General features: G+C 61.1%; 22 protein-coding genes. 10 read left to right on the top strand and 12 right to left on the bottom strand.

Annotation, left to right across the window (positions count from 1 at the left end):
* Nucleotides 1–22: 22 nt before the first annotated feature.
* Both AEQ67_RS05470 and cobF read left to right on the top strand, forming a co-directional pair.
* Nucleotides 23–595: a histidine phosphatase family protein gene (locus tag AEQ67_RS05470; RefSeq protein WP_059402870.1), complete on the top strand. Its 573-nt coding sequence runs from the start codon at nt 23–25 to the stop codon at nt 593–595.
* Nucleotides 595–1,350 carry a precorrin-6A synthase (deacetylating) gene (gene cobF / locus AEQ67_RS05465; RefSeq protein WP_059402869.1) on the top strand — a complete coding sequence of 252 codons (756 nt, stop codon included), beginning with the start codon at nt 595–597 and terminating at the stop codon, nt 1,348–1,350. Before AEQ67_RS05470 ends, cobF begins: the two co-directional genes overlap by 1 nt.
* A 64-nt stretch (nt 1,351–1,414) precedes the next feature.
* Here cobF and ftrA read toward each other — a convergent pair whose 3' ends face one another.
* A complete protein-coding gene (gene ftrA / locus AEQ67_RS05460; protein WP_059402868.1) occupies nt 1,415–2,443 on the bottom strand; it encodes a transcriptional regulator FtrA in 1,029 nt (342 codons plus the stop codon).
* A 101-nt stretch (nt 2,444–2,544) separates the two neighbouring features.
* On the opposite strand from ftrA, the gene AEQ67_RS05455 reads away from it, so the two are divergent.
* On the top strand, nt 2,545–2,979 hold the full coding sequence (locus AEQ67_RS05455) for a rhodanese-like domain-containing protein (protein ID WP_059402867.1): 435 nt from the start codon (nt 2,545–2,547) through the stop codon (nt 2,977–2,979).
* Between the two features lie 150 nt (nt 2,980–3,129).
* Here the strand turns inward: AEQ67_RS05455 and AEQ67_RS05450 are convergent, their stop codons facing one another.
* Nucleotides 3,130–3,783 carry a type 1 glutamine amidotransferase gene (locus AEQ67_RS05450; protein ID WP_059402866.1) on the bottom strand — a complete coding sequence of 218 codons (654 nt, stop codon included), beginning with the start codon at nt 3,781–3,783 and terminating at the stop codon, nt 3,130–3,132.
* Between the two features lie 334 nt (nt 3,784–4,117).
* On the opposite strand from AEQ67_RS05450, the gene AEQ67_RS05445 reads away from it, so the two are divergent.
* The 3 genes from AEQ67_RS05445 to AEQ67_RS05435 all read left to right on the top strand — a co-directional run bounded on the left by AEQ67_RS05445 (nt 4,118) and on the right by AEQ67_RS05435 (nt 7,151).
* The gene (locus tag AEQ67_RS05445; RefSeq protein ID WP_059402865.1) at nt 4,118–4,897 is read left to right on the top strand and encodes an ABC transporter substrate-binding protein; all 780 of its coding nucleotides are present in this window, start codon (nt 4,118–4,120) and stop codon (nt 4,895–4,897) included.
* 204 nt (nt 4,898–5,101) lie between these two features.
* A complete protein-coding gene (locus tag AEQ67_RS05440; RefSeq protein WP_059402864.1) occupies nt 5,102–6,214 on the top strand; it encodes a succinylglutamate desuccinylase/aspartoacylase family protein in 1,113 nt (370 codons plus the stop codon).
* Nucleotides 6,215–6,434: 220 nt separating this feature from the next.
* Nucleotides 6,435–7,151 carry an alpha/beta hydrolase gene (locus AEQ67_RS05435; RefSeq protein ID WP_059402863.1) on the top strand — a complete coding sequence of 239 codons (717 nt, stop codon included), beginning with the start codon at nt 6,435–6,437 and terminating at the stop codon, nt 7,149–7,151.
* A 3-nt stretch (nt 7,152–7,154) separates the two neighbouring features.
* Here AEQ67_RS05435 and AEQ67_RS05430 read toward each other — a convergent pair whose 3' ends face one another.
* The 4 genes from AEQ67_RS05430 to AEQ67_RS05415 form a co-directional block, all read right to left on the bottom strand.
* On the bottom strand, nt 7,155–7,727 hold the full coding sequence (locus AEQ67_RS05430) for a hypothetical protein (RefSeq protein WP_059402862.1): 573 nt from the start codon (nt 7,725–7,727) through the stop codon (nt 7,155–7,157).
* 211 nt (nt 7,728–7,938) lie between these two features.
* A complete protein-coding gene (locus tag AEQ67_RS05425; RefSeq protein WP_059402861.1) occupies nt 7,939–8,613 on the bottom strand; it encodes a glutathione S-transferase family protein in 675 nt (224 codons plus the stop codon).
* An 83-nt stretch (nt 8,614–8,696) separates the two neighbouring features.
* The gene (gene yddG / locus AEQ67_RS05420) at nt 8,697–9,608 is read right to left on the bottom strand and encodes an aromatic amino acid exporter YddG (RefSeq protein WP_059402860.1); all 912 of its coding nucleotides are present in this window, start codon (nt 9,606–9,608) and stop codon (nt 8,697–8,699) included.
* Nucleotides 9,609–9,666: 58 nt separating this feature from the next.
* Entirely contained in the window at nt 9,667–10,461 is a 795-nt protein-coding gene (locus AEQ67_RS05415; protein ID WP_059402859.1) for a hypothetical protein, read from the bottom strand.
* A gap of 270 nt (nt 10,462–10,731) precedes the next feature.
* On the opposite strand from AEQ67_RS05415, the gene AEQ67_RS05410 reads away from it, so the two are divergent.
* A complete protein-coding gene (locus AEQ67_RS05410) occupies nt 10,732–12,051 on the top strand; it encodes an Nramp family divalent metal transporter (RefSeq protein WP_059402858.1) in 1,320 nt (439 codons plus the stop codon).
* 90 nt (nt 12,052–12,141) lie between these two features.
* On the opposite strand, the gene AEQ67_RS05405 is transcribed toward AEQ67_RS05410, so the two are convergent.
* Nucleotides 12,142–13,044 (bottom strand): LysR family transcriptional regulator, encoded by a 903-nt coding sequence (locus AEQ67_RS05405; protein ID WP_059402857.1) that lies wholly within the window; start codon nt 13,042–13,044, stop codon nt 12,142–12,144.
* Nucleotides 13,045–13,155: 111 nt separating this feature from the next.
* Between AEQ67_RS05405 and AEQ67_RS05400 the strand changes: the two genes are divergently transcribed.
* Nucleotides 13,156–13,758, top strand: coding sequence for an NADPH-dependent F420 reductase (locus AEQ67_RS05400; RefSeq protein ID WP_059402856.1), 603 nt, complete (start codon nt 13,156–13,158; stop codon nt 13,756–13,758).
* 355 nt (nt 13,759–14,113) lie between these two features.
* Here the strand turns inward: AEQ67_RS05400 and AEQ67_RS05395 are convergent, their stop codons facing one another.
* Genes AEQ67_RS05395 through AEQ67_RS05385 form a run of 3 tightly spaced genes read right to left on the bottom strand, consistent with a single transcriptional unit; the run spans nt 14,114 to nt 16,707 of the window.
* Nucleotides 14,114–15,295, bottom strand: coding sequence for an acetyl-CoA C-acetyltransferase (locus tag AEQ67_RS05395; protein ID WP_059402855.1), 1,182 nt, complete (start codon nt 15,293–15,295; stop codon nt 14,114–14,116).
* An 11-nt stretch (nt 15,296–15,306) separates the two neighbouring features.
* The gene (locus AEQ67_RS05390) at nt 15,307–15,972 is read right to left on the bottom strand and encodes a CoA transferase subunit B (protein ID WP_059402854.1); all 666 of its coding nucleotides are present in this window, start codon (nt 15,970–15,972) and stop codon (nt 15,307–15,309) included.
* Nucleotides 15,973–16,008: 36 nt separating this feature from the next.
* Nucleotides 16,009–16,707, bottom strand: coding sequence for a CoA transferase subunit A (locus AEQ67_RS05385; RefSeq protein ID WP_059402853.1), 699 nt, complete (start codon nt 16,705–16,707; stop codon nt 16,009–16,011).
* Nucleotides 16,708–16,976: 269 nt separating this feature from the next.
* On the opposite strand from AEQ67_RS05385, the gene AEQ67_RS05380 reads away from it, so the two are divergent.
* Complete coding sequence (locus AEQ67_RS05380; protein WP_059402852.1) at nt 16,977–17,867, top strand: LysR family transcriptional regulator; 891 nt, start codon at nt 16,977–16,979, stop codon at nt 17,865–17,867.
* A gap of 114 nt (nt 17,868–17,981) precedes the next feature.
* Here the strand turns inward: AEQ67_RS05380 and AEQ67_RS05375 are convergent, their stop codons facing one another.
* Nucleotides 17,982–18,824 carry an NAD-dependent protein deacetylase gene (locus AEQ67_RS05375; protein WP_059402851.1) on the bottom strand — a complete coding sequence of 281 codons (843 nt, stop codon included), beginning with the start codon at nt 18,822–18,824 and terminating at the stop codon, nt 17,982–17,984.
* Between the two features lie 197 nt (nt 18,825–19,021).
* Nucleotides 19,022–20,068 (bottom strand): class I SAM-dependent methyltransferase, encoded by a 1,047-nt coding sequence (locus AEQ67_RS05370; RefSeq protein ID WP_059402850.1) that lies wholly within the window; start codon nt 20,066–20,068, stop codon nt 19,022–19,024.
* Nucleotides 20,069–20,557: 489 nt separating this feature from the next.
* On the opposite strand from AEQ67_RS05370, the gene AEQ67_RS05365 reads away from it, so the two are divergent.
* Nucleotides 20,558–21,892, top strand: a complete 1,335-nt coding sequence (locus AEQ67_RS05365) for an acetamidase/formamidase family protein (RefSeq protein ID WP_059402849.1) — start codon at nt 20,558–20,560, stop codon at nt 21,890–21,892.
* The last annotated feature ends 107 nt before the right edge of the window (nt 21,893–21,999 follow it).

Below are 21,999 nucleotides of genomic sequence, written 5' to 3'. Positions count from 1 at the left end.
CCTATCAACAGAGTGATCTTTCGTGCAGGCAACCCGTTTGACCCTGATGTGCCACGCTAGAACCGTCGCACAAAAATTGGCGCGTTTTCCTACGGATGAGCCTTTGGAGATGGATTGGCTATCGGCAAAGAATTCCCGTAGTCGCCAATTCAAGGGGGCACCACGCCTCGTGTGTGGCCCGGAACTGCGGACCCGGCAAACCGCCGAATTGTTTGGCAGCGAAGTCGAGATTGCAGCGGCGCTGCGTGACTGCGATTTCGGACGCTGGAAAGGTCTGCGGATCGACGATGTGCAAAAAACCGAAACGGAAACGCTGCAGGCCTGGCTCAATGACCCGAATTCGGCGCCCCACGGCGGCGAGTCGGTGGCGCAACTCGCTGAACGCGTGGCCGCGTGGCTGACCACACTGACGGCGACACCGGGGCACGTCGTTGCCATCACCCATCCGTTTGTCATGCGCGCTGCGCTGATGCAGGTGCTGCAAAGCCCGGCGTTCAACCTTATCGACGTTGAACCGCTGTCGGCCATCGAATTGCGGTTCAACGGCCGCTGGCGGCTACGCTTTTTGGGTACGGACCCTGAGGGAACATGTTGATGAAAAAACTTCTGGTCATCGGCATCGGCGCCGGCAACCCCGACTACATCACAATGCAGGCCGTGAAGGCTTTGAACCTCGTCGACGTGTTTTTCCTGATGGACAAGGGCCAGAGCAAAGACAAGCTGATCGACCTGCGTCGCGAGATCTGTGAGCGCTACATCACCGATCACGATTACCGCTTCGTCGAAGCCCACAGCCCGGAGCGCGAGCGCGGGGATGTGGACTACAAGAGCAGTGTCGAAGATCTGAACCTTGCCAAGCAATTGACCTTCGAACGGCTGATCAATGAGGAAATGACTGACGGCCAGTGCGGCGGTTTTCTGGTGTGGGGCGATCCCGCGCTGTACGACAGCACCATCCGGATCTTGCAGGCGATTCTGGCTTCAGGTCGCTGCGTCTTCGATTTTGAAGTGATCCCCGGCATCACCAGCGTTCAGGCGTTGGCGGCTCAGCATAAAGTGCCGCTGAATCGCATCGGTCGCTCGATCGAGATCACCACTGGCCGGCGACTGGCGGCGGGGCAGGTGAGCGATGCCGACAGCTTGGTGGTGATGCTGGATGCGCAAGATTCCTACCATCAAGTGGCGGATCAGGAGACAGAGATTTACTGGGGGGCTTACCTGGGGACGCCGGATGAAATCCTCATCAGCGGCAAACTCAAGGATGTGGCGGATGAAATCGAGCGGGTACGCAAGGCTGCGAGGCTGGCGAATGGGTGGATTATGGATACCTATCTGTTGCGTAAACCTTGAGAAAATCGGCGTCTGGTCTGGCCTCATCGCGGGCAAGCCCGCTCCCACATTGGATCTCCAGTGTTCACAAAATCACTGTGAGAGCGGGCTTGCCCACGAAGGGGCCCGCAAAGTCACTTAAAAAAATCGCTTTAACCTCCCGCCCAAACCGCTCCCGGTACACCGATGGCGGCACCCCGACCACGCTACGAAACGCCACCCGGAAACTCTCCACCGAACGATAACCACAGCGCTCGGCAATCTGGTCGGTATTCTGGCTCGTGCTCTCCAGCAACTCACGCGCTCGCCCAAGGCGCTCATGCTGCAACCAGGCCTTGGGCGGCATGCCCGTGGCTTCGGTGAAACGACGCAGGAACGTTCGTTCGCTCATAGCCGCCTCGCTGGCCAGTTCGCGCACTTCAAGCGGTTCATGCAAGCGCTCGCGCGCCCACTGCATCACGCGCGAAAGATCGCTGCGCGGCGTAGGACTGACCGGGGTCGGAATGAACTGTGCCTGGCCGCCGGTGCGTTGCGGCGACATCACCAGGCGCCGCGCCACCGCGTTGGCCACCTGGGTGCCAAAGTCCCGCGCGACCAGATGCAGGCAAGCATCGATACCTGCCGCACTGCCGGCCGAGGTGATCAGTTGGCCCGAGTCGACGTAGAGCACGTCCGGGTCCACCAGAATGTTCGGGAATCGTTCGGACAGTTCGGTGGCATAGCGCCAATGCGTGGTGGCGCCGTGACCGTCGAGTAATCCGGTGGCCGCGAGCACGAACACGCCCGAGCAGATCGACAGTAACCGCGCACCGCGGGCATGGGCCTGGCGCAGGGCCGCGAGCAGGGCTTCGGGCACCGGCGCACGGCGGTCGCGCCAGCCAGGGATGATGATGGTCCGGGCCTGATCGAGCAGTTCCATGCCGCCATCGGCCAGCACGTGAATGCCGCCCATGGCGCGCATCGGGCCCTGATCGACAGCGGCGATCCGATGTTCGTACCACGGGAAATCGAACTCCGGCCGCGCCAGGCCAAAGATCTCCACGGCGATGCCGAATTCGAAAGTACACAGGCCGTCATAGGCCAGAATCGCGACCAATCCAGGGGTGGGCAGCATTTGGCGGAAAGTTCCCGGTGGGTGTCTGGTACGCCACTGTAGCGTCAAGCGACGGGCGGATAAAGTCTTCTCACACCTACCGAAACTTTGGAGTACGACCCATGACCAGCCTGGTCCGCGAAATTCCCGCAGCCCCATCGGCCATTGCCCTGATGCATTTCAGCAACCGCCTGACTTTCGAAACCGACTGTTCCGACGTCTATGGCAGCCAACAGGCCGATGAGGTCGATTTTGTCCTGGTGGACGTGCGCGGTCCGCTCGCGTTCGAGCGTGGCCATGTGCCGGGAGCGATTAATTTTCCGGGACGACTGCTGACCGCTGAAGGTCTGGCGGCCTATCCGAAAACCAGCTTGTTCGTGGTCTATTGCGCCGGTCCGCACTGCAACGGTGCCAACAAGGCCGCGGTGAAGCTGGCGGCGCTGGGTTACCCGGTCAAGGAAATGATCGGTGGAGTAACCGGGTGGCTGGATGAAGGGTTTGAGTTGAGTGTCGCAGCCGCACACCCCGCCAAGGCGCCCATAGGTTGCGAATGCTAAGTCCTGACATGCGCCGATAACCTGTAGCAGCTGGCGAAGCCTGCGTTCGGCTGCGCAGCAGTCGCAAAATCAGCACTCGCGGTACATCAGGAAAACCGTGCAAGTCGGGTTTACGACTGCTTCGCAGCCGAATGCAGGCTTCGCCAGCTGTTACAGGGAAGGTGTTTTCAGGGATGAAGCGGCCCACCATTCATCCAGTGTCGCCTGCAACCACGTGAACACGGCTGCGCAGGCGGCGCTGTCCGGCTGACCCCGTGGCAACGGCGATTCATCGGCAAAGTGTTGATTAAGAATGGCCACCGACTCGGCATTCCACTCCGGATGGAACTGCAATCCCACTCGCGTCGGACCAACGCTATACATCTGCTGGTCACATTGATCACTGCTAGCCAGTAATTGCGCGTTCGGTGGCAGATCGATCGCGTCTTCGTGCCACTCCAGCACCTTCAGCGTCTGGCCCTCAATGAACGTCACGGTGGTCCAGCCCGTTTCGGTATGAGCCATCCGCCGCACATTGCCGCCCAGACCCAGTGCCAACAACTGCGCGCCGAGGCAAATGGCAAACACCGGCGCGCCCTGATCGAGGCTGCCTGCCAGCCACTGGCGTTCGGCCTCCAGCCACGCCGGCCCGGCATTGGATTCATAAGGTCCGCCCAACAGCACTACCGGCGCCGCACCCACTGGCGGCAAGTGCCCAAGGTCTGCGCGAAAGATGTTCAGCGCCAGGCCTCGGGACGCTGCCCACTCGGCAATGGCGCCAGGTCCTTCGGCAGGGTGGTGCTGGATCAGGTTCAACGTGGGCATCACGTTTCTCTTGTGGGGCTGGGAGGAGGGCAATGTGCCGCAAAAAATGGTTCATCGCCAGCGCGACTCGTCAGTCGGATCAGCACCCCAAACCTTGTAGGTTTTGTCTGAAATCAGGGATTGTCTGACACTCCTTGCACCGCCATGGCGCACGCCTCTAAACAGCGCCATACAACCACCTCTTTTCTATAAGTATTTGTCGCTTAAACGCAATTTGCCCTCCAGCAGCCCCTCTAGACTGCCGGCCACTTCGGTCTTTACCAGCCACAAGCTACCGACCGAACGCTGATAATCGAACGCTGCCAATAAAAGCCTCCGCACACAGGAGTTATAAATGAAGAAGCTAGTGATGTTTGGTGCCCTGGCACTGTCGATGTTGTCCCTGACCGCTGTGGCCGAAGACGCCAAGCCGACCCGCATCGGTATCGAAGCCGGTTACCCGCCATTCTCGATGAAAACCCCTGACGGCAAACTCACTGGTTTCGACGTGGACATCGGCGACGCATTGTGCGAGCAGATGAAAGTGAAGTGCACCTGGGTCGAGCAAGAGTTCGACGGCCTGATCCCGGCACTGAAGGTCAAGAAAATCGACGCGATCCTGTCGTCCATGACCATCACTGACGACCGTAAAAAGAACGTCGATTTCACCATCAAGTATTACCACACCCCGGCGCGCTTCGTGATGAAGGAAGGCACCGACGTCAAGGACCCGCTGACCGATCTCAAGGGCAAGAAAGTCGGTGTACTGCGCGCCAGTACCCACGATCGTTTCGCCACTGAAGTGCTGGTGCCGGCCGGCATCAACCTGGTTCGCTACGGTTCCCAGCAGGAAGCCAACCTGGACATGGTTTCCGGTCGCATTGACGCGCTATTGGCCGACTCGGTCAACCTGGACGACGGTTTCCTGAAAACCGACGCCGGTAAAGGTTTCGCGTTCGTAGGCCCTGAGTACAACGATCCGAAATACTTCGGTGGCGGCGCCGGCATCGCTGTGCGCAAGGGCGACAAAGAGCTGGCGGACAAATTCAACACCGCCATCACTGAAATTCGCGCCAACGGCAAGTACAAGCAAGTGCAGGACAAATACTTCAAGTTCGACGTTTACGGCGAGTAATCCGGCCGTTCAAAAAAATGGCAACCGTTGACGCGGTTGCCATTTTTTTTATGCAATCTTTCTATTGGAACGAGAAACCTGTGGGAGCGAGCCTGCTCGCGATGGCGTCGTGTCAGCCGATTCTGATGTTGAATGTCAGTACCCCATCGCGAGCAGGCTCGCTCCCACAGGTGATCTCACCGTTCAGACATTCAGGAGTCCGCCATGCAACGCATCGACCATCCACTGCCCTGGAGCCACCTGGGGACCGAACGCACACTCAGCGTGTTTCGTTATGGCGCGGGCACTCGCAAGGTGTACATCCAGGCCAGCCTGCACGCTGATGAATTACCAGGCATGCGTACCGCCTGGGAATTGAAGAAACGCCTGACCGAACTCGAAGCCCAAGGCCAGCTGCAAGGCGTCATCGAACTGGTGCCGGTCGCCAATCCCATTGGCCTCGATCAGCACCTGCAAGGCAGCCACATGGGGCGCTTTGAACTGGGCAGCGGCAAGAATTTCAACCGCTCGTTCGTCGAACTCAGCGCACCGGTGGCCGAGTTGATCGGTGATCGCCTGGGCACCGATGCCGAGGCCAACATCGCGTTGATTCGCCAGACCATGGGCCAGGTGCTCGACGGCTTGCCCGCAGCGGTTTCGCAATTGGAGGCCATGCACCGCTTGCTGCTGCGCCACGCCTGCGACGCCGACATCACCCTCGATCTGCACTGCGATTTCGACGCGGCGATTCATATCTATGCCTTGCCGCAGCACTGGCCACAGTGGCAATCCCTGGCTGCACGGTTGAAGGCCGGTGTCGCTTTGCTCTGTGAAGATTCCGGCGGCAGCTCGTTCGACGAGTCGTGTTCTTCGCCGTGGTTGCGCCTGGCACGGGCATTCCCTGAGGCGGCGATTCCACCGGCCAATCTGGCGACGACGCTGGAGCTGGGCAGCATGGGTGACACCCGCGTCGACCAGGCCCAAGCCAATTGCGAGGCGATCCTGGGATTTCTCGCCGAGCAGGGTTTCATCAAAGGCACCTGGCCGGCGGCACCGAGCGAATGCTGCGAAGGCATGCCGTTCGAAGGCACCGAATACCTGTTCGCGCCACATCATGGCGTGGTCAGTTTCCTGCGTGATTCCGGTGAGTGGGTGGAGAAGGGCGATGCGCTGTTTGAAGTGGTCGACCCGTTGAGCGATCGGGTCACGACGGTGTGCGCCGGGACCAGTGGCGTGCTGTTTGCCATTGATCGCGGTCGTTACACCCAGCCGGGCACCTGGCAGGCGAAAGTCGCGGGGCGTGAGCCGATTCGGGTTGGCAAACTGATCAACGATTAACCCGACTCACTTGTAGGACCTGTAGGACCTGTAGGAGCTGTCGAGAGAAACGAGGCTGCGATCTTTTGATCTTGTTTTTTTGAAGATCAGGATCAAAAGATCGCAGCCTCGTTTCACTCGACAGCTCCTACAGCTCCTACAGGGGAGGCGGTGTCAGGGTCATCGGTGATGGGAAGTGTTAGGCTCTGCCCCGAATCCTGCGCGCCGTGAAGGAAGGTTTATGTTGAAGTTTCTCGCTCTGCTGACGCTGCTGGCATCCGCCGCCGTCCATGCTCAAACCCCGCTGCAAACCGATTTGCCGCTGCAGTACCTGGAGCAGGCCCACCCCGACTCGAACAATCAACCTCTGGTGATTTTCCTCCACGGTTACGGCAGTAACGAGCAGGATCTGTTTGGCATCAAGGATGAACTGCCCGCGTCATACAACTACCTGTCGGTGCGGGCGCCGATGGTGATGGAAGAGGGCAGTTACCAGTGGTTTCGCAAAAAAGGCGAGGGTGCCTACAACGGCGAGACGGACGACTTGAAGACCAGCGGCCAGGTGCTGCTGGATTTCATCGCACAGGCGACGAAGAAATATCACACGGACCCGGCCAAGGTTTTCCTGGTGGGTTTCAGCCAGGGCGCGATCATGTCCTACGAGGTCGCCCTGCGGCACCCCGAGGCGGTGGGCGGGATTGCCGCGTTGAGCGGGCGGATTTTACCGGTGCTCAAATCCGAGCTCAAACCGGATGAAAAACGCCAGAAACTCGCAATTTTCATTGGTCATGGCACGGCGGACAAACGCTTGCCCTACACCGATGGCACCGACGCCGACAGCCTGTTGCAGAGCCTGTCACTCAAGCCTGAATTCCACGCCTACCCTGGCGTAGGTCACAGCATCAGCGGCGCCGAGATGCAGGACTTGAGCGCCTGGTTGCAGCGCCACAATCCCTGAGTCTCACTTGCCGCTGACCAGCTGTTTGATCAAGGTTTCGTGCGCGGCCATGTCGCCGGGACGGGAAATGACCTGAACCACGGCCATGCGGGTGCCGGACGCCGCCATCAGCGTGGTGTTGAGGGTGATGCCGCCACCCTGTGTGGCGGTGCTATCGACCTGACGAATCCCCAGCCCGGTGCCTTTTTGGGTCAGGCTTTTTTCGCTCAGCTTATTGAAATCCGGCAGGGCCTTGCGTTGAGCCGAATCGAAGTCGGCCACCGTTTCGTCGAGAAACTTGCCGTCGTTGTCCTTGACCGTGACTCCGGGCGGAAGGTTGTTTTCTGCAGCGATCACCACGGTCTTGGTGGCTTCGTTGGTGTACATGGTGCCGCTGGCACCGGTTGGGCTGGCGGGCAACGGGTTGGCAATGAAGCCCTTGGGCAGGGTGAACTTGAACTTGCCGCCGAGCATCGAGACTTTTTGTGCCGGCGCGGAATCGCTGGAAGTGGCCTTGGCCGCTTGCGCATTCAACGCCCCCAGGCTGGTAGCCACCGTCAGCAACAGGACAATGGCGTTTTTACTCAACAATGACATTCGGAATCTCCAGGGATGGTCGCGCTTTGAGGGCGATCATCCCATGGAATACGATCTGTAGCAGCTCCCGAACCTGCGATGTTGCGTTCCATGTAGGAGCTGGCTTGCCAGCGAACAACGTTAACGATGACGCGTTTGAACAGGATAAATGTTGAGCATTTGAGTCCTTCGCTGGCAAGCCAGCTCCTACAGGTTTGTGCCCAGCCTCTTATTACTGCGCCTGGTTTTGCGGGAACAGGTTGCGGCGGGTTTCTTCGTCGAACTCAGCCTTCAGCACCAGTTTTTCTTTCAGCCCCTGGGCGCGTTGGGCCGCCGGGCGGGCGCTGATTTCATCGAACAGGCGCTTGACGTTCGGGTACGCCGCCAAGCCGTTTTCGCCGAGGATGTACGGCGCGTAGCTGGCCCAGCCCCACAGCGCCATGTCGGCGATGCTGTAGGTATCGCCGGCCAGGTACTGATGGTCGGCCAGGCGTTGGTCAAGCACGCGGTAGTGGCGTTCGACTTCCTTGAGGTAACGGTTTTTCGCGTACGGCAGGTCTTCCGGTGCGTGGTGCAGGAAATGCACAGCCTGACCGGAGAACGGCGACAGGCCGGTGGCGATGAACATCAACCATGACAGCAGCTCGGCATTCCCGGCGGCGGAGGTCGGCAGGAAGCGCTGTTGGGTTTGCGCCAGGTGCAGCAGGATGGCGTGGGAGTCGAAAACAGTGGCATCACCGTCAACCAGGGCCGGCACTTTGGCGTTCGGGTTGATCGCCAAAAAGGCGGGCAGGTGTTGTTCGCCCTTGAAGGTGTCGACGCCGATCAGCTCGTAAGGCGTTTGCAATTCTTCGAGCAGCAGGGCGACTTTCATCGGGTTCGGCGAAGGGTGGAAAAAGAACTTCATGGTGTAGGCCTCAGTCAGTGATGGGTGTGAACTGAGGTTGATGTTGGCGCAAGCCTGTTCGATTGACGTGCAGGCTTCTTGTTCTACTCGTTCGAAACGATCGAACGTGTGATCGGCACTTTGGTGGTGGAACTCGACGTGGCGATCACGGCACCGGCAATGATCAGCAACGCCGGGATGATCAGGATCGGACTGGCATGGCTGCGACCGACGGTAATCAGCAGCAACGTGGAAATCAGCGGTGCCAGGTAGGACAGTGCCCCAAGCGTCGCCAGACTGCCGTGTTTGGTGGCGTGGTCCCAGGCAAGAAACGCCAGCCCTACTGGTCCGAGGCCGAGGACAATAATCGCCGTCCATTGGCTGAAGTCGGGCCGCACCGTGGTTTCGATTGCGAGGTGGCAGACCAGTCCGGCCACCGCGACAAGGCCGCAGACCCCGCCGATGGTGCTGCTGGGCACTTCGCTGAAACGGCGGTTGACCACCGAATAACCTGCCCAGATCAGCGCACAGCCGAATGCGGCGAGATAACCGGCGATGGGCAGCGCGACGGCTGCGCTCGGGGTGTGTTGCTGCATGATAAACGCCGTGCCGGCCAGGCCCAGCAGCGCGCCGAGCATTTGCCGTTTGTGCAGTTTTTCTCCGGCGGAGAACGCCGAAAGCAACACCAGCAACAGCGGCCAAAGGTAATTGATCAGGCTGGCTTCGGCGGCAGGGGCCGCCTTGAGCGCGAAAAAATACAGCGCGTGATAAACGAAAATTCCGACGAAGCCAGTCGCCCAGACGCTCCAGGGTTGTCGCCAACTAACGAAACCGGCCCGTCCGCGTCGGCCCAAAATCACCAGGCTCGCCGCGAACGCCACGCCGAAGCCCAGCGTCAACAGTTCAAACGGCGGAATGCCTTCGGTGAGGGTGGTCAGCAATGCCAGGGAAGACCAGAGCAAAATCGCAATCACGCCGACAGCCGTGGCCGATCGGGCGTTTCTAAGCTGAGTCATGTCTGTTCCTTCAGCGTAAAGAGCGGGCGACCATCCTGGCCCGATGACATCAAGCAGCTTAGCGTTTGATTGCCGTACGTCCAGCGTCCGCCACCGGGTTCGCCGGTTTGGCCAACAGACGCTTGGTCACCCCGAGCATTGCCACCGACACCGCGACGCCGAGGGCGAACGCGCTCAGGCCCATGCCTGGCAATGCCAGCGCCAATACCAGGCAGAATGCCGCGAACGAATACATCCCGGTGGCGGTGGCTCGCAGCAACGCGGCGGTAAACGCCGGGCCACGGGTTTGCTGGGAGAACACCGCCATCACACTGCCCAGCACCGGGAACACCGCGAGCAGGCCACTCCAGCGATCGCCGACAGTATTGGCGAGCAAGGTGACCGCGAGGGTGAGCAGGGCGCCAGCGACCATGCGCAGCAGCAGTTTGTCGGACTTCGGCGCCGGGCCTGAAACGATCGGCTGCACCGCGGGAAACAAGTAGGGTGCCGCCAGCAGCGCAATGGCAGCGGCGATGATCGAGAACACCAGGGACGATGGAATCAGCGACAGCACAACGGCCACCGTGGCCCAGACCCCCAACGAAATCATCAGCGCCCACGGCCATCCCGCCCGTTGTGCAACTTGGGCGTAGGTGACGCAGAAGGCAATCATCGCGAACATCGCCGACAGCGCGGCGGTCGCCGATTGCGCGGCGAACACCTCACCTTGTTCGATGGCGAGGAAGAACAGAATCGGTCCGACCACCACTGGCAATCCGGATAACCAGCCCGCCACGCTGGGCCCCCAGCGCTTACCGGCCAGGGAAATCAGCAGGAGAAATCCAGGAATGACCAGCAGTTTAAGGATCAGCACGCACGCACCTCCGACCTGAGTGAGGCGGCAACGTTAGCATTGCGGGCGAGTGATTGCTCTATGGATGTCGTGATTTTGTATACAAAACACCGCGTGGCCTCTGTCCCTGTAGGAGCCGAGCTTGCTCGCGAAGACGGCGGCACATCCAACATCAAATGAACTGTCAGACCGTCTTCGCGAGCAAGCTCGGCTCCTACAGGGGGCTGTGGGTACACCGGGATCGGCGAAACGTCTAAGCTGGCCGCTCCCACCTGTTGACGGATGTTTTGCGTGAAATTCAATTTGCCCAAAGTCGCTACCGCGCCGTTCTGCCCGCCGGAAGTGGCCGGCAGTGTTGCCGTCGATCCTCGCGCCTCGTTCTTCAAGCGGCTGCTGCGTTTTGCCGGTCCCGGGTTGCTGGTGTCGATCGGCTACATGGACCCGGGCAACTGGGCGACCGCCATCGAGGCCGGGTCGCGCTTTGGTTACAGCTTGTTGTTCGTGGTGCTGCTGGCGAGCCTGGCGGGGATGGTGGTGCAGTGTTTGTGTTCGCGCCTGGGCATCGCCACCGGGCGGGACCTGGCGCAGTTGTCGCGCGAGCGCTACAGCACGCGGACCGCGCGGACCCAATGGGTGCTGGCGGAAATCTCGATCATCGCCACCGACCTCGCCGAAGTGCTCGGTTGCGCCCTGGCGTTCCATTTGTTGCTGGGCTGTTCGCTGACCTTCGGCATTGCGCTCACGGCGTTCGACACGTTGTTGGTACTGGCCCTGCAAAACCGTGGATTCCGCCGACTGGAAGCGATCATGTTGGTGTTGGTGGGCACCATCGGCGCGTGTTTCTTCGTCGAACTGCTGTTGATCAAGCCCTACTGGCCCGACGTGGCCCGGGGCTTCACGCCGTCACTCTCAGCCATCGGCGATGCCGCGCCGCTGTACCTGGCCATCGGGATCCTCGGGGCCACGGTGATGCCGCATAACTTGTACTTGCACACCTCGATCGTGCAAACCCGGATGATCGGCAAGGACCTGGCGAGCAAGCAGGACGCGGTGAAACTGGCGCGCATCGACACCATCGGCTCGCTGGCCCTGGCGCTGCTGGTGAACGCGGCGATCCTGATCCTCGCGGCGGCGGCATTCCACAAGAGCGGGCATACCGACGTGGTGGACATCCAGGACGCCTATCACCTGCTCGATCCATTGGTCGGCGGGGCCTTGGCCAGCGTGTTGTTTGGCGTGGCGTTGCTGGCCTCGGGGCAGAGCTCGACCTTCACCGGGACCATCGCCGGGCAAGTGATCATGGAGGGGTTCCTGAACCTGCGGATTCCGTGCTGGCAACGGCGTTTGATTACCCGTGGGCTGGCGCTGATCCCGGCGTTCATTGGGGTTTGGTTGATGGGCGATAACGCGGTGGGCAAGCTGTTGGTGTTGAGTCAGGTGGTGTTGAGCCTGCAGTTGCCGTTTGCCTTGTATCCGTTGATTCGCATGACCAACGATCAGAAGCTGATGGGGCCGTTTGTCAATCGGCTGCCGACGCGGGTGTTGGCGTGGGGGTTGTTTGTGGTGATCAGTGGGGCGAACAGTTGGTTGATTCTGCAGTTTTTGGGGTGACTGTCCGGGCCTCATCGCGGGCAAGCCCGCTCCCACATGGATTATGGTGTACATGGATCCTGTGGGAGCGGGCTTGCCCGCGATGAACGATCACACGGCGTCCCGTCCAAACGCCTCAACCACAAAATCAACAAACACCCGGGTCTTGGCCGGCATCAACGTCCGGCTCGGGTAATACAGCGAGATCGGCCCCGCATCGCCATACCATTCGGGCAGCAGCCGCACCAGTTCGCCGCGCTGGATATTGGCCAGCACATCGGGCAACACCAGCAGCGTCACGCCCAAGCCAAGGATTGCCGCCTCACGCATGGCCGCCGGGTCATTGAGGACGATGTTTTCGTTGAGGCTGGCCGGTGCTTCATCGCCCGCCCCGTCGCGCATGACCCACTGGCGAATCCGCCCGGTGCGGGTGCCGCGCATCACGATGCCGTTGTGACCGGACAAGTCTTCCGGGCGTTCGGGCAGCGTGCGTGTGGCCAGGTAGGCCGGGGAGGCGACGGCCACCACATGCGCCGCCGCCAATGTTCGGGAGATAACCCCCGGCGTCAATTCGAAGCCGCCACCAATCGCCGCGTCGTAGCCTTCCGCAATCAAGTCCACGGGACGGTTTTCGAAGTGCCACTCAGGTCGAATCAGCGGGTAACGCGCCAGAAACGCCGGCAGCAGCGGCAGGATATGCCCGATGCCAAATGTCGGCGCCAGGCTGACCTTGAGCACGCCGGCCGGTTCGCCACGGTCGCTGGTTACCGCGCTGATCGCCGCTTGCAGCGCTTCGAGATTGCCACCGATGCTGGCCAGGAAACTTTCGCCGGCTTCAGTCAGTGACAGCTTGCGGGTCGAGCGCTGGAACAGCCGCACACCGATGTTGCGCTCCAGCATCGCCACGTTGCGGCTGACCGCCGCGGGCGTCAGTGCCAGCAAGCGAGCGGCAGCGGAAAAGCTCCCGGTTTCGGCGCTGCGGACAAAGGATTCTAGGTTGGCGAGGGTTTCCATGGCAAACACCTGCTAGCAATGCTTGAAGATCATTCAAGCCATTACCGGCTAATCAAGACCTAATGGCAAGCGCAGTATTCACTCCATCGACAACCCACGGAGTGAACCACCATGAGCACCATCGGAATCATCGGCGCCGGCGCAATCGGCGCAGCTTTCGCCAAAGCCCTTTCGCGTCAAGGCATTGAAGTGGTCATCGCCAACAGTCGCGGCCCGCAAACCCTGGCGTCGCTGGTCGCCGAACTCGGGCCAACGGCTCGCGCCGGAACCCGTGAAGATGCGGCCGCCCAGCCGATTGTGCTGGTGGCGGTCAACTGGTCGAAGTTGCCGACCGCGCTGGCCGGTCTGCCGGATTTCAGCGGACGGATCGTCATTGATGCCAACAACTCGATCGAGTCGCCATCGTTCAAGGCGGTGGATTTGCAGGGAAGGACATCCAGCGAAGTGTTTGCCGAATGGGTGCCGGGCGCGCGGGTGGTGAAGGCGTTCAATCACCTTCAGGCGCGTTTTCTTGACAGCGATCCGGCGGCGGAGGGCGGGCGGCGGGGGCTGTTTTTATCCGGCGACGATGCCGATGCGAAAGCGCAAGTGGCCGCACTGATTGATCAGTTGGGGTTCTTCGGAATCGATCTGGGGGCGTTGAGCGTTGGCGCGAAGCTGGTGCAGTTCCCCGGCGGCCCATTGCCGACGCTGAACCTGGTGAAATTCGCCTGACCCTCCATTCACCACGATCTTTGTAGCAGCTGGCGAAGCCTGCGTTCGGCTGCGCAGCAGTCGTGAAATCAGACGATGAGGTGTTTCAGGAAGACCGCATGCTCAGGTTTGACGACTGCTGCGCAGCCGAACGCAGGCTTCGCCAGCTGCTACAAAGTGAGTTCCCCTGTAGGAGCTGGCTTGCCAGCGAAGGCAATGTCCGACTCGCTGCAATGGTCGACCGTTCAAGCGCTTTCGCGGGCAAGCCAGCTCCTACGGGGGAGATGTGGATAACCCGGTGCGACGTGAGTCGCACCGGGTGTGTTGCCAGGCTGCGGCGGATCTTCGTGGGTCCCCGCGCAGTCTGTTGAACGCTTTAAGCCCGTTCGATCGCCAGTGCCACGCCTTGACCACCACCGATGCACAGGGTGGCGAGGCCTTTCTTGGCGTCACGCTTGATCATTTCATGCAGCAAGGTCACCAGCACCCGGCAACCCGACGCACCGATCGGGTGACCCAGGGCGATGGCGCCGCCGTTGACGTTGACCTTGTTCAGGTCCCATTCCAGGTCCTTGGCGACCGCCAGGGATTGCGCGGCGAAGGCTTCGTTGGCTTCGATCAGGTCCAGTTGGTCGATGGACCAACCGGCCTTGTCCAGGCAACGGCGAGTGGCTGAGACCGGGCCGATGCCCATGATCGCCGGGTCCACGCCCGCGTTGGCGTAGGCCGCGATTTTCGCCAGCACCGGCAGGCCCAGGGCCTTGGCTTTTTCGGCGCTCATCAGGATCACGGCAGCAGCGCCGTCATTCAGCGACGAAGCGTTACCGGCCGTCACCGAACCGTCCTTCTTGAAGGCCGGTTTCAGTTTGCCCAGGGCTTCGGCGGTGGTGCCGGCCCGTGGCTGTTCGTCGGTGGCGAAGGACAGCGGATCGCCCTTGCGCTGAGGAATGAGGATCGGCGTGATCTCATCGGCAAAACGTCCGGCTTCAATAGCAGCCGTGGCTTTCTGCTGCGAGGCCGCGGCGAAGGCGTCCTGTTGTTCGCGGGTCAGGCTGTATTTGTCCGCCAGGTTCTCGGCGGTGATGCCCATGTGGTAATCGTTGAACGCATCCCACAGGCCGTCGCTGATCATGGTGTCGACGATTTGCGCGTGACCCATGCGCAGACCGGTGCGCGCACCCGGCATCACATAGTTGGACAGGCTCATGTTTTCCTGGCCGCCGGCAATGATCACCTCGGCATCGCCGCAGCGAATCGCCTGGGTGGCCAGATGCAGGGCTTTCAGGCCCGAGCCGCAGACCTTGTTCAGGGTCATGGCAGGAACGGCAAAGGGCAGGCCGGCCTTGATCGAGGCCTGGCGCGCAGGGTTTTGCCCGGCACCGGCGGTCAACACCTGGCCCATGATCACTTCATCGACTTCGGCCGGGTCCAGGCCGGTTTGTGCCAGCAACTGACGGATCACCGCCGCGCCCAGGTCGACCGCAGAAACATTGGCCAGGGCACCCTGGAAACTGCCGATCGCGGTACGCGTGGCGGCAACAATGACGACTTCTTGCATGGAATGATTCCTCACTGGGCAGCGAACTGCATTTCCGGCACGTGATCCGGCACGATCAGTTTACCGGCGGTCTTGGCGACAATCTCTTCGACGCTGACGCCCGGTGCACGTTCTTTCAGGATGAACGCGCCGTTTTCGATTTCAAGATACGCCAGGTCAGTCAACACACGCTTGATGCAACCAGCGCCGGTCAGCGGCAGGCTGCATTGCGCCAACAGCTTGGACTCACCGTCCTTGGACGCGTGGGTCATGATGACGATGATGTTGTCCGCGCCAGCGACCAGGTCCATCGCGCCGCCCATGCCCTTGACCAGTTTGCCGGGAATCATCCACGAGGCGATGTTGCCTTGCACGTCGACTTCAAACGCGCCGAGCACGGTCAGGTCGACATGGCCACCGCGGATCATCGCGAAGGACTCGGCCGAGGAAAAAATCGAAGCGCCGATACGGGCGGTCACGGTTTGCTTGCCGGCGTTGATCATGTCGGCATCGATGGTGTCTTCAGTCGGGAAAGGACCCATGCCGAGCAGGCCGTTTTCCGACTGCAGCATGACTTCCATGCCTTCCGGGATGTAGTTGGCGACCAGGGTCGGAATGCCGATGCCCAGGTTCACGTAGAAGCCGTCCTGCATTTCGCGGGCGACGCGTTGAGCCATTTGTTCGCGGGAAAGTGCCATTGTTGTTATTCCTTCATTCGGTCCGGGGGCAGGGGATCACTTACGCACGGTGCGCTGTTCGATGCGCTTTTCGAACGTGCCGCAAATGACCCGGTCGACGTAGATGCCAGGGGTGTGGATCTGCGCCGGGTCCAGCTCGCCGGGTTCGACGATTTCTTCGACTTCGACCACGGTGATCTTGCCGGCAGTGGCCGCCAGCGGGTTGAAGTTCTGGGCGGTGTGGCGATAGATGACGTTGCCGAAATGGTCGGCTTTCCAGCCTTTGACGATGGCGAAGTCACCGGTGATGGATTCTTCCATCAGGTACTTGCGACCGTGGAATTCGCGCACTTCCTTGCCTTCGGCAACCGGAGTGCCGACGCCAGTCGCAGTGAAGAACGCCGGGATGCCGGCGCCGCCCGCGCGCATTTTTTCGGCGAGGGTGCCTTGGGGGGTCAGGACAACTTCAATTTCGCCTTTCAACAGCTGTTCTTCGAACAGTTTGTTTTCGCCGACGTAGGACGCCACCACTTTACTGATCTGGCGGTCTGTCAGCAGCACGCCGAGACCGAAACCGTCGACGCCGCAGTTGTTGGACACCACGGTGAGGTCACGTGTGCCTTTGCGCTTGATCTCGGCGATCAGGTTTTCCGGGATCCCGCACAGGCCGAAGCCGCCAGCGATCACGGTCATGCCGTCTTCAAGACCTGCCAGAGCTTCCTCGTAGGAACTCACACGCTTGTCGAAACCTGCCATATGCACCTCTTTTATTCTTTGTGGGCGGCTGGCTAGCCGAATGGGATGGAGTGTCTCTCTGGGTGATTCATTTGTTAAGTTGTTTTTTTGATTGAATTGATTGAAAAAGATCATCAGTGTAGGGGCTGCCGAAGGCTGCGATCTTTTGATCCTGATCTTACGATTTCAAGACCGCTGAAGATCAAGGTCAAAAGATCGCAGCCTTCGGCAGCTCCTACAGTGAGCTGGCGTGACGTCGAATTAATGTAGTTACCTTGGAGAGACAGCGCATGACCGTCAAGCAGATCCGCGCATTCCTGGCCGTGGCCCAGAGCCTGAGTTTTGCCGTGGCCTGCGAGCGGTTGCACCTGTCGCAATCGGCGTTGAGCCTGACCATCAAGGCGCTGGAAGAGGGCTTGGGCGGGCGGCTGTTCACCCGCAATACGCGCAACGTGGCGCTGACGCCAGAGGGTGAGTCGCTGGTGCCCTTGGCGCGCCGACTGATCGCCGATTGGGACAACGCCGAGGATGAACTGCGCCAGCGCTTCACCCTGCAACGCGGCCGCGTGACCCTGGCGGCCATGCCGTCGTTTGCCGGTAACTTGCTGCCACCAATCCTGAGGATTTTCCGTGCGCGTTACCCCAAGGTCAATGTCACAGTGAATGACGTGATCAACGAGCAAGTGCTGGAGATGGTGCGAGATCGCCAGGTTGAGCTGGGGGTGGCGTTTGAGCCGACCCAGAGTTCGTCACTGGAATTCACGCCGCTGTACATGGACCGGTTTGTGGCCGTCGTGCCACACGATTCCAAGTTAGCCAAATTGGACGACATCGACTGGCGGACCTTGCTCAAGGAGCCGTTCATTACCTTGCAGCGCCCGTCGACGGTGCGGGTGATGCTCGAAGAGCACTTGCAGGCACGCGGGATGAAGTTGCCGGTGGAGTTTGAAAGTCATCAGTTGGCGACGGTCGGCAGGATGGTCGCCAGCGGTCTGGGCGTGAGCGCGGTGCCGGCCCTGTGCGCCGGGCAAATGCGCGAGCTCGGCGCACGCTGCATTACCTTGCGCGACCCGGTGGTTGAGCGGGCGATCGGAGTGCTGACCAAACCGGGTGTTGAGCTGTCGGCGGCGGCGCAGGCGTTGTTCGACATTCTCAAGGAGGAAAACCTTGGTATGCACTGAACACATTCCCCTGTGGGAGCGGGCTTGCCCGCGATAGCGGTGGGTCAGTCTACGAATGGGTTGGATGTGCCGGCCTCATCGCGGGCAAGCCCGCTCCCACAGGGTTTTAAGTGATCAGGATGAAAGGTGTTGCGCCAGTAATGGCAGCAATCGCTCGCAGGAGGCTTCGATTTTCAGATCAAGGATGTCATCCGCCCGGGTCTTGCCCAGATTGATCGCAATCAGCGGCTTACCCTGATCCGCCACCGCCCGGCACAACCGAAACGCCGAATACGCCATCAGCGAAGACCCGACCACCAACAACCCCGCCGCCTTTTCCACCGCCGCCATCGCCTTGGCCGCCGTGGCCTGCGCCACGTTCTCGCCAAAAAACACCACATCCGGCTTCATCCGTTCGCCCGCGCAATGCGGGCAGTGCGGCACTTGAAAGCGCGCTTCAAAGGCGGCGTCGAGCAAGGTGTCGCCATCGGGTGCCTGCACGGCATCAACCCCGGCCAGGTAGGGATTCTGCGTTTCCATCAGGCGCTGGATCGAATCCCGTTCGCTGCGCTGGCCGCAGTCCAGGCACAGCACCCGGTGCAGGCTGCCATGCAGTTCGATCACGTCATGGCTGCCGGCCTGGTCGTGCAAGGTGTCGACGTTTTGGGTGATCAGCGCGCTGATCTGCCGCGCACTTTGCAAACTGGCCAGGGCCTCGTGCGCCACGTTCGGCTGGGCCTGGCGCACTCGCGGCCAGCCAAGCATCGCCCGTGCCCAGTAGCGACGGCGGGATTCGGGGGCTGAGAGGAATTCCTGATACATCATCGGTTGCCGGCCACGCCGCACGCCCTGGTTATCGCGGTAGTCCGGAATGCCCGACGGGGTGCTGATGCCAGCGCCGGTCAGGACCACAAACGGTTGATCGGCCATCAGCTGCTGGAGCCGGTCGAGTTGTTCGCGTAAGGGGCTGTCGAGCATGTTCAACACTCCGCAAGGCCTTGATGGCTTGCAGCGTAACATTTGCCGCTCACTGGGCACATTCACAACACGGCCCCCTGTAGGAGCTGTCGAGTGAAACGAGGCTGCGATCTTTTGATCTTTTAAAAAGCCAGGATCAAAAGATCGCAGCCTCGTTTCACTCGACAGCTCCTACAATAGCCATCAGCGGTTCGCGGTTATTTACGCGCCTCCAGAATCAGGTTGAACGGTGTTTCCGTGGCCCGGCGGAAACTCTTGAACCCGGCCTCGGTGAACACTTTGCGCAGCCGCGCCTCGCCCGCCTGGGCGCCGAGCCCGAGGCCGACCTCCTGGGACAGCGAGTTCGGTGTGCAAATGAAGGTCGAAGCGGCGTAGAACAGCCGGCCGACCGGGGTAATGTTGTCGTCGAGCGAATCGTTGGCAAACGGCTCCACCAGCAGCACCGTGCCGTCCGGTTTCAGCGAGTCATAGGCGTGCCGCGCCGCGCCCACCGGGTCGCCCATGTCGTGCAGGCAGTCGAAGTAGCAGACCAGGTCATAGTCATCGCCGGGATAGCTTTTTGCCGTGCCCTGGAAGAACCGCGCACGTCCGGACACTCCGCCTTCTTCGGCGCGCTGGGTGGCGACGGTGACGGAAGGTGCGTGGTAGTCGAACCCGACAAACCGCGAGTCCGGGAACGCCTGGGCCATGATCACCGTTGAGGCGCCATGCCCGCAGCCGATGTCCGCCACTTTGGCGCCGGCCTGCAGTTTGGCGACGACGCCATCCAGCGCGGGCAGCCACTCGGCAATCAAATGCGCCTTGTAGCCAGGGCGGAAGAAGCGTTCCGTGCCGCTGAACATGCACGGATGGTGATCGCCCCAGGCGAGGGCACCGTTGCCGCGCATGGCGTTGACCAGTTTGTCCTTGTCATGGAAAAACGACGCCACCACGCCGATTCCGCCGGCGATATAAACCGGCGAGTCTTCGATGGCAAGCGTCAGGGCCTGCTCTTCCGGCAGGCGGAACTGGCCGTCGCTGTGTTCCATGTAACCGGAGGCCGCGTGGGCGCTGAGCCATTCGCGCAGCAGGCGGGTGTTGCAGCCGGTTTTGTCGGCAAGTGCTTCAGGGGTGATTGGCTGACTGTCGGCCATGGCCCGGTACAGTCCGAGCTCTTCGCCGAGGATGACATTGGCCAGCATCGCCGCGCCGCCCATGTCGTTCACCAGCTTACCCATGAAATCGTTGAGTCTGGCCTCGTCCATCACGTGTGCTCCTTCAGCAGGATCACGGTCCAGAGGCGTGGTTGACCTGGGTGTTCGCCACTGGGCGGTGGTCGTGGGAATGAACAGGACGCTGTGCACGTCCTGCGTGCATTAAGTTTAGTCCGGGCGATGCGCACCGCGCCCTGGAGCGACGAAAGCCATCACACCAACCTTGTAGGAGCGAGGCTTGCCCGCGAAGGCGGCGTGTCAGCCGACCAATATTTACCTGACACACCGCCTTCGCGGGCAAGCCTCGCTCCTACAGGGATTTGTGTTGTGTATCTCACTGTATCTAACCGGCCTTTCGATACAGTCTCGCTCAACACCGGGGCACTGCCGAACACAGACCAGATACAAACCTGCGCTGAACTGTGAAGGCCGTTTTGGCGCCCTGCAACCGGGGCGGCCAAGACCCTTTCCAGGCCGTCGCAACAGGCGGCCGTTCGCTTCTGCCACTGTTCCGCGCCTGATGCGGTCAAGGGGACCACAATGACAACGCTTGTGTCTCAACCCACCCTCAATGCCACGCCGGTGAATCGCCTGCGCGTCGATCACTACACCAACGGCATCATCGGCCCGAGCCAGCCGATGCTCGGTCCATTGGCCGACGGCGGCACCCTGATCACCGGCACGCCGCCGGGCTGCTGGGGGCCGATGATCACGCCGGCCTTCGAGGGCGGCCATGAAGTGACGCAACCGGTGGCCATCGCCGGGGCGGAAGTCGGCGATGCGGTCGCCATCAAGATCAAAAGCATGCGCGTGACCTCACTGGCAACCTCGTCCGGGGTCATGAAATTCGTCGAGGGGCGCTACAACGGCGATCCGTTCGTCTCCAAATTCTGCGCCAAGTGCGGCACCGAGCATCCGGCCAGCCATGTCGAAGGCATCGGCGAAGAGTCGATCCGCTGTAACAACTGCGGCGCCGAAGTCAGCGCGTTCCGCTTCAGCCATGGCTACGTGATCGTGTTCGATGCGCAGAATCAGGTCAGCCTGACCGTCAATCAGGACGTCGCCAATCAACTGGCTGGCAATGCTTCAGAAATGTCGGCGCTGCCGGAGTTCGCCGCCCAGCACTCGATCCTGTCCCTGGCTCGCGCTGACATCCCCGGCGTCGCGGCGCACATGCGCCCGTTCCTAGGCAACATCGGCACCGCACCGTCGCGGGATCTGCCCGATTCGCATAACTGCGCCGATTTCGGCCAGTACCTGATCAATGCGCCACACCGTTTCGGCATGACCCGCGAAGCGCTGCACGCGGCCAAGACCGACGGCCACATGGACACCAATTCGATCCGCGAAGGCTGCGTGCTGATTTGCCCGGTGAAGGTGCCGGGCGCCGGGGTGTACATGGGCGACATGCACGCCCAGCAGGGCAACGGCGAGATCGCCGGGCACGCAACCGATTGCTCCGGGGAAACCGAAGTGGTGGTCGAGGTGGTGAAAAACCTCACGCTGGAAGGCCCGATCCTCCTGCAAAACCTTGACGACCTGCCACCGATGGCGCGGCCGATGAACGCCGAGCAACGGGCCAAAGTCCGTGAGCTGGGCGCACGCTGGGGCCAGCACGAGATCGAGCAGAGCGGGCCGATCACCTTTATCGGCAGTGGCGAGAACCTCAACGTCGCGGTGGAGAACGGCTTGAAACGTGCGGCTTCGGTCACCGGTCTGCCGTATGACGAAGTGCTCAACCGCGCGACCATCACTGGCTCGATCGACATCAGCCGCTTGCCGGGCACCGTTCGCGTGACCTTCCTGTGCCCGATGAACGTGCTCGATCGCATCGGCATTGGCCATCTGGTGCGTGAAAGGTACGACCTGGCGTAACCCTGACGGCGGGTCTGTATCACAGTGTGTACAGGCCCGCCGACGATACAACCGCTGCGATTTTCTGCTGGACCGGAACACAGACCCGATACACCGTTTCGGTTAAC

Source organism: Pseudomonas sp. RIT-PI-q, assembly GCF_001297125.1.
GTDB lineage: Bacteria > Pseudomonadota > Gammaproteobacteria > Pseudomonadales > Pseudomonadaceae > Aquipseudomonas.
Note: the sequence above shows the minus strand (reverse complement) of the source record. Positions and strands in the feature narration are given on the sequence as shown.

Bases quoted from the DNA above. Each gene is read 5' to 3' on its own strand.
- cobF (WP_059402869.1), top strand. From the start codon at position 595: ATGAAAAAACTTCTGGTCATCGGCATCGGCGCCGGCAACCCCGACTAC.
- ftrA (WP_059402868.1), bottom strand. From the start codon at position 2,443: ATGCTGCCCACCCCTGGATTGGTCGCGATTCTGGCCTATGACGGCCTG.
- AEQ67_RS05455 (WP_059402867.1), top strand. From the start codon at position 2,545: ATGACCAGCCTGGTCCGCGAAATTCCCGCAGCCCCATCGGCCATTGCC.
- AEQ67_RS05450 (WP_059402866.1), bottom strand. From the start codon at position 3,783: ATGCCCACGTTGAACCTGATCCAGCACCACCCTGCCGAAGGACCTGGC.
- AEQ67_RS05445 (WP_059402865.1), top strand. From the start codon at position 4,118: ATGAAGAAGCTAGTGATGTTTGGTGCCCTGGCACTGTCGATGTTGTCC.
- AEQ67_RS05440 (WP_059402864.1), top strand. From the start codon at position 5,102: ATGCAACGCATCGACCATCCACTGCCCTGGAGCCACCTGGGGACCGAA.
- AEQ67_RS05435 (WP_059402863.1), top strand. From the start codon at position 6,435: ATGTTGAAGTTTCTCGCTCTGCTGACGCTGCTGGCATCCGCCGCCGTC.
- AEQ67_RS05430 (WP_059402862.1), bottom strand. From the start codon at position 7,727: ATGTCATTGTTGAGTAAAAACGCCATTGTCCTGTTGCTGACGGTGGCT.
- AEQ67_RS05425 (WP_059402861.1), bottom strand. From the start codon at position 8,613: ATGAAGTTCTTTTTCCACCCTTCGCCGAACCCGATGAAAGTCGCCCTG.
- yddG (WP_059402860.1), bottom strand. From the start codon at position 9,608: ATGACTCAGCTTAGAAACGCCCGATCGGCCACGGCTGTCGGCGTGATT.
- AEQ67_RS05405 (WP_059402857.1), bottom strand. From the start codon at position 13,044: ATGGAAACCCTCGCCAACCTAGAATCCTTTGTCCGCAGCGCCGAAACC.
- AEQ67_RS05400 (WP_059402856.1), top strand. From the start codon at position 13,156: ATGAGCACCATCGGAATCATCGGCGCCGGCGCAATCGGCGCAGCTTTC.
- AEQ67_RS05395 (WP_059402855.1), bottom strand. From the start codon at position 15,295: ATGCAAGAAGTCGTCATTGTTGCCGCCACGCGTACCGCGATCGGCAGT.
- AEQ67_RS05390 (WP_059402854.1), bottom strand. From the start codon at position 15,972: ATGGCACTTTCCCGCGAACAAATGGCTCAACGCGTCGCCCGCGAAATG.
- AEQ67_RS05385 (WP_059402853.1), bottom strand. From the start codon at position 16,707: ATGGCAGGTTTCGACAAGCGTGTGAGTTCCTACGAGGAAGCTCTGGCA.
- AEQ67_RS05380 (WP_059402852.1), top strand. From the start codon at position 16,977: ATGACCGTCAAGCAGATCCGCGCATTCCTGGCCGTGGCCCAGAGCCTG.
- AEQ67_RS05375 (WP_059402851.1), bottom strand. From the start codon at position 18,824: ATGCTCGACAGCCCCTTACGCGAACAACTCGACCGGCTCCAGCAGCTG.
- AEQ67_RS05370 (WP_059402850.1), bottom strand. From the start codon at position 20,068: ATGGACGAGGCCAGACTCAACGATTTCATGGGTAAGCTGGTGAACGAC.
- AEQ67_RS05365 (WP_059402849.1), top strand. From the start codon at position 20,558: ATGACAACGCTTGTGTCTCAACCCACCCTCAATGCCACGCCGGTGAAT.